The following is a 13,547-nucleotide window of genomic DNA, read 5'->3' on the forward strand; positions in this document are numbered from 1 at the left end:
GTGCGCCTGCGTCTGATCGCTGTCGGTTCACGCATGCCCAAGTGGGTGGAAGAAGGCTGGCACGAGTATGCCAAGCGTCTGCCCGCTGAGCTGTCGCTGGAACTGGTGGAAATACCGCTCAACACCCGGGGCAAGAATGCCGACGTGGCGCGCTTTATCCGTCAGGAAGGCGAAGCCATGCTGGCCAAGGTCGGCCCCAACGAGCGCATCGTCACCCTTGAGGTGCACGGCAAACCCTGGAGCACCGAGCAGTTGGCGGTGGAACTGGATCGCTGGCGCCTGGATTCGCGTACGGTCAACTTCATGGTCGGTGGCCCCGAAGGGCTGGCGCCGGAAGTCTGTGCGCGGGCGGACCAGCGCTGGTCGTTGTCGGCGTTGACGCTGCCGCACCCGTTGGTAAGGATTCTGATCGGTGAACAGCTGTATCGCGCCTGGACAGTTCTGTCCGGGCACCCTTACCACAAATAATCTGCGCCCCTGCCGATGACCCAGCCGATCCGCATCAAGGACCACGAGAAAGACGCACGTCTGGTGCGCTCGCGGGTCGTGTTCGGCGCTTTTTTGGTGGTGGGCTTGATCGCGGTGCTGATTGCTCGCCTGTATTTCCTGCAGGTGATCCAGTACGACTATCACTCCACGCTGTCGGAAAACAACCGGGTGCATGTGCAGCCGATTCCGCCGACCCGTGGGCTGATTTTCGACCGTAATGGCGTGGTGGTCGCGGATAACCGGCCCAGCTTCAGCCTGAGCATGACCCGCGAGCGTTCCGGCGACTGGCAGCAGATCCTCGATGTGATTGTCGAGGTGCTGCAGCTGACACCGGAAGATCGGGTGATCTTCGAGAAACGCATGAAGCAGGGGCGCCGGCCATTCGAGCCGGTGCCGATTCTGTTTGAGCTGACCGAAGAGCAGATCGCCCGCATTGCGGTGAACCAGTTCCGTCTGCCCGGTGTGGAAGTGGTGGCGCAGTTGGTGCGGCATTACCCGCAAGGGCCGCACTTTGCCCACTCCGTCGGCTACATGGGGCGTATCAACGAGAAAGAGCTGAAAAGCCTTGATCCGGTGAATTACAGCGGCACCCACCACATTGGCAAAACCGGCATCGAGCGCTTCTACGAGCCCGAGCTGCACGGCCAGGTGGGTTACGAAGAAGTCGAGACCAACGCCCGCGGCCGCGTGCTGCGGGTGCTCAAGCGCACCGACCCGGTGCCGGGCAAGGACATCGTGCTGAGCCTGGACATCAAGCTGCAGGAAGCGGCCGAGATGGCGCTGGGCGGTCGGCGTGGCGCCGTGGTGGCACTGGACCCGAAGACCGGCGAAGTGTTGGCGATGGTTAGCCAGCCGAGTTTCGACCCCAACCTGTTCGTGACCGGGATCAGCTTCAAGGCCTACGCCGAGCTGCGTGATTCCATCGACCGGCCGCTGTTCAACCGCGTATTGCGCGGCTTGTACCCGCCGGGCTCGACCATCAAGCCGGCGGTGGCGATTGCCGGCCTGGATTCGGGCGTGGTCACCGCGTCGAGCCGTGTGTTCGACCCCGGCTACTACATGCTGCCCAACTACGATCACAAATACCGTAACTGGAACCGCACCGGTGACGGCTATGTCGACCTGGACACCGCGATCATGCGCTCCAACGACACCTATTTTTATGACCTGGCCCACAAGCTCGGGATCGACCGGCTGTCTGCCTACATGGGCAAGTTCGGCCTCGGTCAGAAAGTCTCCCTGGACATGTTCGAAGAATCCCCGGGCCTGATGCCTTCGCGGGAGTGGAAACGCGCGACCCGTCGCCAGGCGTGGTTCCCGGGCGAAACCCTGATTCTCGGCATCGGCCAGGGCTATATGCAGGCAACGCCCTTGCAACTGGCCCAGGCCACGGCGCTGGTGGCCAACAAAGGCATCTGGAACCGTCCGCACCTGGCCAAGACGGTTGAAGGCGAACGGCCTGTGGATGAAAACCCGATTGCCGACATTGTGCTGCGCGACCCGTCCGACTGGACCAAGGTTAACCACGGCATGCAGCAAGTGATGCACGGCGCCCGCGGCACCGCGCGCAAGGCGGCGGTCGGCGCGCAATATCGCATTGCTGGCAAGAGCGGTACGGCGCAGGTGGTCGCGATCAAGCAGGGCGAGAAATATGACCGCTCCAAGGTTCAAGAACGCCACCGTGACCACGCCTTGTTTGTTGGCTTTGCCCCGGCGGACGACCCGAAAATCGTGGTGGCGGTGATGGTTGAAAACGGTGAGTCCGGCTCCGGCGTCGCAGCGCCCGTGGTGCGCCAAGTGATGGACGCCTGGCTGTTGGCCGACGACGGCAGGCTCAAGCCCGAATATGGCGGCCCCCCTTCAAGCACCGAGGTTACGGCCCGTGAAGAGTAATTTTGACCGCATCCTCTCCAGTGAGGATGTGATGCGTCGCCGTGCGACGTTGCTGCAACGTATGCACATTGATGGCCCGTTGCTGATCCTGTTGCTGACTTTGGCAGCCGGCAGTCTGTTCGTACTGTATTCGGCCAGCGGCAAGAACTGGGACCTGCTGATCAAGCAGGCCTCGTCGTTCGGCCTGGGCCTGTTGTCGATGGTGGTGATCGCCCAACTCGAGCCGCGCTTCATGGCGCGCTGGGTACCGTTGGGCTATGTCGCCGGCGTCTTGCTGCTGGTGGTGGTGGACGTCATGGGCCACAACGCCATGGGCGCGACGCGCTGGATCAACATTCCGGGGGTGATTCGCTTCCAGCCGTCGGAATTCATGAAGATCCTGATGCCGGCGACCATCGCCTGGTACCTGTCCAAACGCACCTTGCCGCCGCAGCTCAAGCACGTGGGCATCAGCCTGATCTTGATTGGCGTGCCGTTTATCCTGATTGTGCGCCAGCCCGACCTCGGCACCTCGCTGCTGATCCTTGCAGGCGGTGCGTTCGTGCTGTTTATGGGCGGCCTGCGCTGGCGCTGGATCCTCAGCGTGCTGGCCGCTGCGATACCCGTGGCCGTGGCCATGTGGTTCTTCTTTATGCACGACTACCAGAAGCAGCGGATTCTTACGTTCCTCGACCCGGAAAGTGACCCGTTGGGCACCGGCTGGAACATCATCCAGTCCAAGGCGGCCATCGGTTCCGGCGGCGTATTTGGTAAAGGCTGGTTACTCGGCACCCAGTCGCACCTGGACTTTTTGCCCGAAAGTCACACCGACTTCATTATTGCGGTGTTGGGCGAAGAGTTCGGCCTGGTGGGCATTTGCGCGCTGTTGCTGATTTATTTGCTGTTGATTGGTCGCGGGCTGGTGATTACCGCGCAGGCACAGACCCTGTTCGGCAAATTGCTCGCCGGCAGCCTGACCATGACTTTTTTTGTTTACGTTTTCGTCAACATCGGTATGGTCAGTGGCCTGTTGCCGGTGGTTGGGGTGCCGTTGCCGTTCATTAGCTACGGCGGAACTTCGCTGGTGACATTGCTGTCAGCGTTTGGGGTTTTGATGTCGATTCATACGCATCGCAAATGGATCGCGCAGGTTTGAATAAGGTGAAGATGTCAATGCAAGTAATGCGCGGCTGGGCGACTCGGCATGCGTCCTGGATGAGCCTGATTGGGCTGCTGGGCGCGACGCAAGAGGCGCAGGCCGGTGACTACGATGGCTCACCCCAGGTTGCCGAGTTTGTCGGTGAAATGACCCGCGACTACGGTTTCGCCGGTGAACAGCTGATGGGCGTGTTCCGTGAAGCCCAGCGCAAGCAGGCGATCCTCGACGCGATCTCGCGTCCCGCCGAGCGCGTTAAACAGTGGAAAGAATACCGCCCGATGTTCCTCACCGACGCCCGCGTGGCGCGGGGCGTGGACTTCTGGCGCCAGCACGAAGCCGTGCTGGCCCGCGCCGAGCAGGAATACGGCGTGCCGGCCCAGGTCATTGTCGCGATCATTGGCATTGAAACCTTCTACGGGCGCAACACCGGCAATTACCGGGTGATCGACGCCTTGTCGACCCTGGGCTTCGATTACCCGCCGCGCGCCGAGTTCTTCCGCAAGGAGCTGCGCGAATTCCTGCTGCTGGCCCGCGAAGAACAGGTCGACCCGCTGACCCTCAAGGGCTCATACGCCGGTGCGATGGGCTTGCCGCAGTTCATGCCGAGCAGCTTCCGTGCTTACGCGGTGGATTTCGACGGCGACGGCCACATCAATATCTGGAGCAACCCGGACGACGCCATTGGCAGTGTGGCCAGCTACTTCAAGCGCCACGGCTGGGTGTATGGCGAGCCGGTGGTGATTCGTGCCGAGGTGACTGGGGAGCGAGCCGACGAAGGCCTGACCCAGGGAATCGAGCCGGTCAAGACCGTTGGGGAGTTGCGAGCGCTGGGCTGGTCGAGTCAGAATGCGCCACGCGATGATATGCCGGTGACGGCGTTCCGCCTGGAAGGCGAAAACGGCCCGGAATACTGGATGGGCCTGAAGAATTTTTACGCAATCACGCGTTATAACCGCAGTGTGATGTACGCCATGGCCGTGCATCAGCTGTCAGACATGCTGGTCCAAGCACGGGGCAACAAGTAATGCGGGCATCGCCGTTCAATAAACCGCTCAAGCTGGTGGCGTTTGCCGCGTTGTCCTTGCTGGTTGTCAGTTGCTCCTCCACCACCAGTCGCGCCCCGGCGCAGAAGGGCGGTGGCGGTATCGTCCGCGCCCAGCCGGGCCTGGACATCAACCGCGCGCACAAAGACGGCGCGCCGTGGTGGGATGTCGACGTGTCGAAAATCCCGGATGCCACGCCGACCCTGCACACCGGTCCCTACAAGGCCAACCCGTATACCGTGCTGGGCAAGAATTACTTCCCGCTGCAGGATTCCAAGACCTACTCGCAAACGGGCACGGCGTCCTGGTACGGCACCAAATTCCATGGCCAGAACACCGCCAACGGCGAAGTGTATGACCTGTACGGCATGAGCGCGGCGCACAAGACCTTGCCGCTGCCCAGCTACGTGCGTGTAACCAACCTGGACAACAATCGCAGCGTGATCCTGCGGGTCAATGACCGTGGGCCGTTCTATTCGGACCGCATCATCGACTTGTCCTACGCCGCCGCGAAGAAACTCGGTTATGCCGAAATCGGCACCGCGCGCGTCAAGGTGGAAGGTATCGACCCGGCGCAGTACTGGGCCCAGCGCGGTAAACCGGCGCCGTTGATGCTCAACGAGCCGCAAACCCCGCAACCGCAAGTGACCGCATCAGCCGGCAAGATCGAACAGTGGACACCACCACCGGCGCAGCACGCGCCGGACACGGTGGTGGTGCCTCACGCAGCACCGGGCGCCTCGACAGTGGGTGGCCAGTACCTGCAAGTGGGCGCTTTCGCCAACCCGGATGCGGCAGAACTGTTAAGGTCCAAGCTCAGCAGCATGGTCAATGCGCCGGTTTTCATCAGCTCCATCGTGCGTAACCAGCAGACCCTGCACCGTGTGCGCATGGGGCCGATCGGTTCGCCGAGCGAGGTAGCGCAAGTGCAGAACAGTGTGCGCCTGGCCAACCTGGGGCAACCCAGCGTGGTCACCGCCGAATAACAAAGATGGATGGCTCAGGTTCGTACGCGGCCCTGAGCCCTGGTTGTTGGCTCGTTGAAGAATAAAAACCCAGGGGCAAGGGGTGAGCGGGCAACCGAACACGTGACAGTCTGGCAGCGGGCTGTCTGAATAGTTTTGCCCGCGAGGGCAAGTTTCCATAAGCAATTTCGAGAGACGGATGAACATCACCACCTTAGCCAAACGCACGTGCCTGCTTCTTTCGCTGATCATCACCCCGGCCGCCTGGGCGGTTGAAATGGTGCCGGCTTCCCCGCAACTGGCCGCCAAGGCCTGGGTCCTCATGGATGCCGCCAGCGGCAACGTGCTGGTCGAGAACAACGGTGACCAGCGCCTGCCCCCAGCCAGCTTGACCAAGCTGATGACGGCCTACATCGCGACCCTGGAAATCCGTCGCGGCCAGATCGGCGAAAACGACCCGGTCACCGTCAGCGAAAACGCCTGGCGCACCGGCGGTTCGCGGATGTTCATCAAGGTGGGCTCGCAGGTCACCGTGAGCGACCTGCTGCACGGCATCATCATCCAGTCCGGTAACGACGCCAGCGTGGCCCTGTCCGAGCACATCGCCGGCAGTGAAGACGCCTTCGCCGACTTGATGAACAAGACCGCCGGCGACCTGGGCATGACCAACAGCCACTTCATGAACCCGACCGGCCTGCCGAACCCGGAGCACTACTCGTCGGCTCACGACATGGCCGTGCTGGCTCGCGCGATCATTCGCGTCGACCCGGTGCACTACGCGATCTACTCCCAGAAAGAATTCTTCTGGAACAACATCAAGCAGCCTAACCGCAACCTGCTGCTGTGGCGCGACAAGACCGTTGATGGCCTGAAAACCGGCCACACCGACGAAGCCGGCTACTGCATGGTGTCGTCCGCTGTACGTGACGGCCAGCGTTTGATTGCGGTGGTCTTCGGTACTAACAGCGAGCAGGCCCGTGCGGCCGAGACGCAAAAACTGCTGACCTACGGTTTCCGTTTCTTCGAAACCCAGACCTTCTACCAGAAGGGTGCCGAGCTGGCTCAAGCCCCGGTATGGAAAGGCGCTACTCACCAAGTCAAAGCTGGCCTGGCTGACGACCTGACCCTGACCATGCCTAAAGGCCAGCTGAAAAAGCTCGCGGCCAGCATGACCATGAACCCGCAATTGGTTGCGCCAATCGCCAAGGGTGACGTGATCGGTAAGGTCGAAGTGAAGCTGGACGACAAGGTGGTGCACAGCGCCGACCTGATCGCGCTGGACGCCGTCGACGAAGGTGGTATCTTCCGCCGCGTGTGGGATAGCATCCGTCTATTCTTCTACAGCTTGTTCAACTGATAAGTGTGCACCTGCAAAGCCCCGCGTCGACCTGACGCGGGGCTTTGCCCGTCGCCACGGCTTACGCTTACGAGGCCGTTACGCCATGACCGATAAAGAAGTAGAAGTAAAGGCGCCAAAGATCGAATTCCCCAACGTGGACTATCCCGTCAAGGTGATCAGCGATACCGGTGTGGGCAACAAAGACAAGATTCTCGAAATCGTGCGTAAGCACGCGACGATCAACGACAACCGTGTGGACGAGCGTTTGAGCTCCAACGGTAAATACACCACGATCCAGTTGCACATCGTTGCGACCGGTCAAGACCAGCTCTACGACATCAACAGCGAACTGCGGGCCACCGGCTTCGTGCACATGGTGCTGTGATGTCTCAGGTCCTGGGCTTTCGCGAGCTCGGCCAGATGGCCTACGAGCCGGTCTGGCACGCCATGCAGCGGTTCACCAATGAACGCGGCAGCTCGGCCCCGGATGAAATCTGGCTGGTGGAACACCCGCCGGTATTCACCCAGGGCCAGGCCGGCAAGGCCGAGCATCTGCTGCTGCCGGGTGATATTCCGGTGGTGCAGGTCGACCGAGGGGGTCAAGTGACTTACCATGGGCCGGGTCAGCTGGTGGCGTATCTGCTGCTGGACGTGCGCAAACTCGGGTTTGGCGTACGTGACCTGGTGAGCCGCATGGAGGCTTGCCTGATCGAGCTGTTGGCCAGTTACGGCGTGAGCGCCGCGGCCAAGCCCGATGCACCCGGTGTGTACGTGGACGGCGCGAAAATCGCCTCCCTCGGCTTGCGGATCCGCCACGGTTGTTCCTTTCATGGCCTGGCCCTGAACGTGGACATGGACCTGGCGCCTTTCGGGCGGATCAACCCGTGCGGGTACGCAGGGTTGGCGATGACCCAGCTGAGCGACCACGCCACACCGATTAAATTTGCCGAGGTAAGTGCCCGGCTGCGTGCGCAGCTCGTCAAACACCTCGACTATGCTGAGCAGACGACCCTTACGGGCGGAATCGACTGATTATGACTACTGATGCAGTGCAAACCATGATCCCGACGCTGGACATCACCGAGCGTCCGGCCCCGGCCCCGCGTGCCAAGGTGGAAGCCGGCGTCAAGCTGCGCGGCGCCGAGAAGGTTGCACGCATCCCGGTCAAGATCATCCCGACCACCGAACTGCCGAAAAAACCTGACTGGATCCGCGTGCGTATCCCGGTTTCGCCGGAAGTCGACCGTATCAAGGCCCTGCTGCGCAAACACAAGTTGCACAGCGTGTGCGAAGAAGCGTCCTGCCCGAACCTGGGCGAGTGCTTCTCCGGCGGCACCGCCACCTTCATGATCATGGGTGACATCTGCACCCGTCGTTGCCCGTTCTGCGACGTTGGCCACGGCCGACCGAAGCCATTGGACGTCAACGAGCCGGAAAGCCTGGCCATCGCCATCGCCGACCTGAAACTCAAATACGTTGTGATCACCTCGGTAGACCGCGACGACCTGCGTGACGGCGGCGCCCAGCACTTTGCCGATTGCATCCGTGAAATCCGCAAGCTGTCGCCGAACGTGATGCTCGAGACCCTGGTTCCGGACTACCGTGGCCGCATGGACGTCGCGCTGGAAATCACCGCGGCCGAGCCACCGGATGTGTTCAACCACAACCTGGAAACCGTACCGCGCCTGTACAAGGCTGCGCGTCCGGGTTCGGACTACCAGTGGTCGCTGACCCTGCTGCAGAAATTCAAGCAGATGATGCCGCACATTCCGACCAAATCCGGCCTGATGCTGGGCCTGGGCGAAACCGACGAAGAAGTCATCGAAGTCATGAAGCGCATGCGCGAACACGACATCGACATGCTGACCCTGGGCCAGTACCTGCAGCCATCGCGCAGCCACTTGCCGGTACAGCGTTTCGTACACCCGGACACCTTCGCCTGGTTCGCCGAGGAAGGCTACAAGATGGGCTTCAAGAACGTGGCGTCCGGCCCGCTGGTACGTTCCTCGTACCACGCCGACGAGCAGGCCAAGCTGGTCAAGGCCAGCCTGGTTTCGTAAGCCGTTACGCCGCTCTACTGTGGGAGCTGGTAAGCCAGCTCCTACAGAATTCCCCTCTCTTTCTCTCTTCTGTTTGCAACCATCACTGGCTAGAGTACCTGGGTAATCCAACCACGGAGAACCATGGATGATGACTCAACTCGCGGTCGCTGTTCCTGCCTTGCGCCCTGAAGGCGTGATCGGCCTGATAGCCCCCGCCGGCCCTGCCACATTCGACGTTGAAAAAGCCGGCCAATGGATGCGTGCCCGTGGCCATGAGCTGCGGATCTTTCCAGGTGTATACGAACGCGATGGCTATCTCGCAGGCAGCGATGCCGTGCGCCTTCGCGACCTGCACGCCGCCTTCGCCGACCCCGAGATCGATGCCATCTTCTGCCTGCGCGGCGGCTACGGCACACCCCGCCTGCTCGATAGCCTGGACTTCAACTTGCTGCGAGCCAACCCCAAGCCGTTCGTGGGTTACAGCGATATCACCGCGTTGCACCTGGCGATTACCCGTCACGCAGGCTTCGTGACCTTTCACGGGCCGATGCTCAATGCCGATTTGCTTGGCGATAAGCAACAGCCTACGGAGTCGTCGTTATTCAGCATGCTGCGCGGTCAACTGAGCGCTGGCAGCGTGCTGGCGCACCCGGTCGCCTACCCGCTGACGACGATTGAACCTGGCATCGCCTGCGGGCCCTTGCTCGGTGGCAACTTGTCGATGATTGCGGCAGTGATGGGCACCGACTATGAAATCGATGCAGACGGCATCATTTTGTTTATCGAGGATGTCAACGAGCCGCTCTATCGCATAGACCGTTTGCTGACGCACCTGCGTCTGGCGGGCAAGCTCGCGCACATTGCCGGTGTGCTGGTGGGGGATATGGCGGGTGTGGATAACGCAGCGCTGGAGCGGCTGCTCAAGCAGACGTTCGAGCCGTTGTGCATTCCGGTGCTGTCCGGCTGGCGCACCGGGCATTGTGACCCGAACCTGACCCTGCCGATGGGCGCCAGGGTGCGGTTGGATGCGGGGGAGCAGCGGGTGGTGTTGGAACAGGATGTCGTCTTGCGCTGATCGGCTGATCGGCTGATCGTTCCCACGCTCCGCGTGGGAATGCATCCAGTGACGCTCTGCGTCACGCCTTCAAGAGCGGACGCAGAGCGTCCAGGGCGGCGTTCCCACGCGGAGCGTGGGAACGATCTGTCGATCTAACCGCAGGCTATTGGCCCTGCAACGACTCCAGCAGTTTCACCGTCGGGTACCCATCCGCCGGCCACCCCAGCGACTGCTGCGCCGCTCGAATCGCTTTGCGCGTATTGGCGCCGATAATCCCGTCTGCGTTGCCCGCGTCATACCCCTTGGCGCTGAGCACGGTCTGCAAATCAATGCGCTGAGAGCGACTCAGTGGCAGCTCATCTTTCGGCCAATCACCACGAATCACCCCACCGCCAGCAAACCGTTCCGACAGCAGGCCAACCGCCAGTGCGTAGGACGATGAGTTGTTGTACTTGAGAATCGCGCGGAAATTGTCCAGTACCAGGAACGCCGGGCCACGGTAGCCGGCCGGCAGCAGCAGGGCGGCGGACAGTTGGTCGACATTGGCCGGCATGCTCGCGCCGGGCGGCAGTTGGATACCGAGTTTCAACCAGTCGGCAACGGTCTTGCGCACGCCGCCGTCTGCCAGAGCGTAATCGAAGTTTGCCGGTAGCCGGTTTACCTCAAAGCCCCACGGCTGGCCTTTCTGCCAGCCGGAGCTTTGCAGGTAGTGCGCCGTGGAGGCGAGGGCGTCGGCCGGGCTGTTCCAGATGTCGCGGCGGCCGTCACCGTCGAAGTCGACGGCGTGTGTGTTGTAGGTCGTCGGGATGAATTGGGTCTGGCCCATCGCGCCGGCCCACGAACCTTTCATCTGGTCGGCCTGGATATCGCCATGCTGGATGATCTGCAACGCCGCCAGCAGTTGCGCCTGGGCAAATGCCGGGCGGCGGCCCTCGTAAGCCAGGGTCGCCAGGGAACGGATCACCGAGTTATTGCCCTGGAACTGGCCGAAGTTACTCTCCATGCCCCAGACCGACACCAGCGCCTGGCGGTCGACGCCATAGCGTTGCTCGATGCTTTGCAGGATATCGGCGTACTTGATCAGCAGCGCCTGGCCATTGCGCACGCGCAGCGGTGACAGGGCACCGTCGAGGTATTCCCAAACAGGGCGGGAAAATTCCGGTTGGCTGCGGTCGGCGCGAATCACGGCCATATCGGGGGTCACGCCAGCAAAAGCGTTATCGAACACGGCGGGTGTAATCCCGGCCTTCAGCGCGTCCACGCGAAAGCCCGCCTGCCATTCGGCAAAGGTCTGGGTCGGTTGGATATCGAGATTGTCCACTGCCAGTGGGGCGACGACGGCAGGCGCTACGGCCGGTACGGTCTGCAGCTTTGGCAGGGGTTGCGCGTCCGCGGCGGTGGGTTTTTCCGCGCAGGCGACAAGCAGAATGAGGCTGGAGGCAGCGATCAATTGGCGAAGGTGCCAACGACGGGAAAGACTAGAGGGCATGCACAGGTCCAGGGATTACAAATCAGGTGCAGACCTTATCATGCCAGAGGGGCGCTTGCCTTCAGGCAGCCAGAAAGTAAGAAGCCTCCCAGCTATTAGACTGGAAGGCTTCGCGGCGGTAGCTGCCTTTGCCCTTGCCGGCGCGTTCCTGACGGCTGCGGAACAGTGGCTGGGCGATGATGGATTTGGCCTTGTTGGGGCCATGCTTGGATGGCTTTTTGCTCATGTCGGTACTCTCTAGAGGTGGGATAAAGCGGTGCAAATCATCTGCCGAAGTGGCGCTGCTGTAAAGCCCGGCGCGGTGTAGGCGGTTTCACTCTATCAAGTGGGCAGGATTAATGTGGGAGCTGGGGTGTTGGGAGGGACGCTATTCAGCCGGCAATGACAGGCGCTGCCCAGACATCAAAAGTGACAAACGACTCAGGCTCATCCACGGCGAGCCCGCCGCCTGGCCTTTGATTTGCGCATCGATGCGCTGCGCTTCAAGCAGAAGCTGCGCCCAGCGTTGCGCCGAGTGCCGTTGCAGGGCTTTGCTCATCAGCGGTTTGCGCTTGTCCCAGACCGGTGGCCGGGCCTGGCTGAAGCACTTGTCCAGCGGTGTGCCCTGGCTGTACTGCAGAGAAATATTGGCCAATACCCGCAACTCCCGGGCCAGGGCCCAAAGAATCACCGGCGGTTCCACGCCTTCGCCGCGCAGCCCTTCGAGCATACGCAAGGCGTGGGCGGGTTCGCCGTTAAGAATCGCATCCACCAGCCCGAACACGTCAAAGCGAGCACTGTCGGCCACCGCACCTTGTACAGTCTCGACGGTGATTTGCCCGTCTTCGGCCATCAGCTTGAGCTTTTCGATCTCCTGGGCGGCGGCAAGCAGGTTGCCTTCGACCCGGGCAGCGATCAGCTCCACAGCGTCTTGCGTCGCCGACAGACCGGATTGGGACAGGCGCTGACGAATCCATTGCGGCAGCTGGTTGCTGTCCACTGGCCAGATCTGGATGAACTGGGTCTGTGGGCCTTCCACCAGCGCCTTGCCCCATTTGGTTTTCTGCGCGCTGCCGTCGAGCTTGGGCAAGCTGATCAGCAATACCGTGTCTTCGGCAGGCCGCGAGCAGTATTCCATTAAGGCTGCCGCGCCCTTGTCCCCGGGCTTACCCGAAGGCAGGCGCAGTTCCAGCAGGCGTTTTTCGGCGAACAGCGACATGCTCGCGCCGGCTTGCAGCAGCGTGCCCCAGTCGAAACTGGCGTCGGCGCTGAACACCTGGCGTTCATCGAAGCCTTGCTGGCGCGCGGCGCTGCGGATAGCGTCTGCGGCTTCCTGGCACAGCAACGGGTCATCACCGCTGACGATATAGACAGGCGCAAGGCCACCTTGCAGGTGTTTGGCGAGTTGGGCGGGGGCGAGTTTCATAGGCGGGTCGAACGGGGCGCCAGGGGCGCCCCGTTTGGCTTACTCAGCAGGAACTTCAACAGGCGATTGTTTCGGCGTGTTGTCTTCGTACTCTTGCGCAGCTTTCAGGGCGTCGGCGTCAGCCTTGGCCTTGTTGTCGGCAGTTTGCTGCAGGGCTTGCAGCTTTTCCGGGGTCAGCTGTTGCAGGCGAACCATCAAGCGCTGGATCACTTCGCGGCGCATTTCTTTGCGAACCTGGATGATTTCCGAGTCCGAGCCCACCAGGTTGTTACCGTCGTGGCTCACGACTTTCTGTACCTGCACCTTGTCACCCATCAATGTCAGGTGTTCGCGGCCTTGTACTTCGAAGAAAACCTCGGTGCTCAGTTCGATGTCCGACGCACGGCCGGCGCTTGCGTAGCTGAGGTTACGCTGGGTTTCTTTTTCGTCGACCAGGTTCAGCTTGTAGGTCGCGCCGTTATAGACATGCACGCCGCTGCTTTCCAGGGTCTGGCGCAGTTGAGTCACAGTGTCGCCGTAGGCGTTGCGGGCGCTGAGGTCCAATTCCTTGAGCGACAGTTCATTGGTGCCGGTGCCGCGCAGCTGGAAGCCGCAAGCGCTCAGCAGCACAGCAAGGCCCATCACCAGCAAATTGCGTTTGATCATTTTGTTGCTCCCCTTGAAACCATGTGGGCCTTATCGAGGCCT

Annotated in this window: 14 protein-coding genes; 10 read left to right on the forward strand and 4 right to left on the reverse strand. The window is 61.6% G+C overall.

Going from position 1 to position 13,547, the window contains the following annotated elements:
* The 10 genes from rlmH (at position 1) to L8I05_RS22750 (ending at position 9,984) form a co-directional block, all read left to right on the forward strand.
* Positions 1-468, forward strand: coding sequence for a 23S rRNA (pseudouridine(1915)-N(3))-methyltransferase RlmH (gene rlmH / locus L8I05_RS22705; protein WP_003176297.1), 468 nt, complete (start codon positions 1-3; stop codon positions 466-468).
* Positions 469-483: 15 nt separating this feature from the next.
* Complete coding sequence (gene mrdA, locus L8I05_RS22710; RefSeq protein WP_242171613.1) at positions 484-2,382, forward strand: penicillin-binding protein 2; 1,899 nt, start codon at positions 484-486, stop codon at positions 2,380-2,382.
* 31 nt (positions 2,383-2,413) lie between these two features.
* Entirely contained in the window at positions 2,414-3,517 is a 1,104-nt protein-coding gene (rodA, locus tag L8I05_RS22715; protein ID WP_162530315.1) for a rod shape-determining protein RodA, read from the forward strand.
* Between the two features lie 17 nt (positions 3,518-3,534).
* Positions 3,535-4,545 carry a lytic murein transglycosylase B gene (gene mltB / locus L8I05_RS22720; RefSeq protein WP_159960152.1) on the forward strand — a complete coding sequence of 337 codons (1,011 nt, stop codon included), beginning with the start codon at positions 3,535-3,537 and terminating at the stop codon, positions 4,543-4,545.
* Positions 4,545-5,549: a septal ring lytic transglycosylase RlpA family protein gene (locus L8I05_RS22725; protein ID WP_242171615.1), complete on the forward strand. Its 1,005-nt coding sequence runs from the start codon at positions 4,545-4,547 to the stop codon at positions 5,547-5,549. Before mltB ends, L8I05_RS22725 begins: the two co-directional genes overlap by 1 nt.
* 178 nt (positions 5,550-5,727) lie before the next feature.
* Positions 5,728-6,885, forward strand: coding sequence for a D-alanyl-D-alanine carboxypeptidase family protein (locus L8I05_RS22730; protein WP_159960148.1), 1,158 nt, complete (start codon positions 5,728-5,730; stop codon positions 6,883-6,885).
* Between the two features lie 85 nt (positions 6,886-6,970).
* Positions 6,971-7,252 carry a DUF493 domain-containing protein gene (locus L8I05_RS22735; protein ID WP_017136054.1) on the forward strand — a complete coding sequence of 94 codons (282 nt, stop codon included), beginning with the start codon at positions 6,971-6,973 and terminating at the stop codon, positions 7,250-7,252.
* Complete coding sequence (gene lipB / locus L8I05_RS22740) at positions 7,252-7,899, forward strand: lipoyl(octanoyl) transferase LipB (protein WP_106579371.1); 648 nt, start codon at positions 7,252-7,254, stop codon at positions 7,897-7,899. Before L8I05_RS22735 ends, lipB begins: the two co-directional genes overlap by 1 nt.
* 26 nt (positions 7,900-7,925) lie before the next feature.
* Complete coding sequence (lipA, locus tag L8I05_RS22745; RefSeq protein ID WP_057444888.1) at positions 7,926-8,927, forward strand: lipoyl synthase; 1,002 nt, start codon at positions 7,926-7,928, stop codon at positions 8,925-8,927.
* A gap of 127 nt (positions 8,928-9,054) precedes the next feature.
* A complete protein-coding gene (locus L8I05_RS22750; protein WP_242171616.1) occupies positions 9,055-9,984 on the forward strand; it encodes an LD-carboxypeptidase in 930 nt (309 codons plus the stop codon).
* A 145-nt stretch (positions 9,985-10,129) separates the two neighbouring features.
* Here the strand turns inward: L8I05_RS22750 and L8I05_RS22755 are convergent, their stop codons facing one another.
* From L8I05_RS22755 to lptE, 4 genes are all read right to left on the reverse strand, one after another.
* Complete coding sequence (locus L8I05_RS22755) at positions 10,130-11,455, reverse strand: lytic murein transglycosylase (protein ID WP_242171617.1); 1,326 nt, start codon at positions 11,453-11,455, stop codon at positions 10,130-10,132.
* A 61-nt stretch (positions 11,456-11,516) separates the two neighbouring features.
* The gene (gene arfA, locus L8I05_RS22760) at positions 11,517-11,681 is read right to left on the reverse strand and encodes an alternative ribosome rescue factor ArfA (protein WP_003176285.1); all 165 of its coding nucleotides are present in this window, start codon (positions 11,679-11,681) and stop codon (positions 11,517-11,519) included.
* A gap of 141 nt (positions 11,682-11,822) precedes the next feature.
* Positions 11,823-12,860, reverse strand: coding sequence for a DNA polymerase III subunit delta (gene holA / locus L8I05_RS22765; RefSeq protein WP_106579369.1), 1,038 nt, complete (start codon positions 12,858-12,860; stop codon positions 11,823-11,825).
* 39 nt (positions 12,861-12,899) lie between these two features.
* Positions 12,900-13,505: an LPS assembly lipoprotein LptE gene (lptE, locus tag L8I05_RS22770; RefSeq protein WP_242171618.1), complete on the reverse strand. Its 606-nt coding sequence runs from the start codon at positions 13,503-13,505 to the stop codon at positions 12,900-12,902.
* Between the last annotated feature and the right edge of the window lie 42 nt (positions 13,506-13,547).

Source organism: Pseudomonas sp. MONT-RG-20F-20-E-7-02 (assembly GCF_022662395.1).
Lineage (GTDB): Bacteria > Pseudomonadota > Gammaproteobacteria > Pseudomonadales > Pseudomonadaceae > Aquipseudomonas.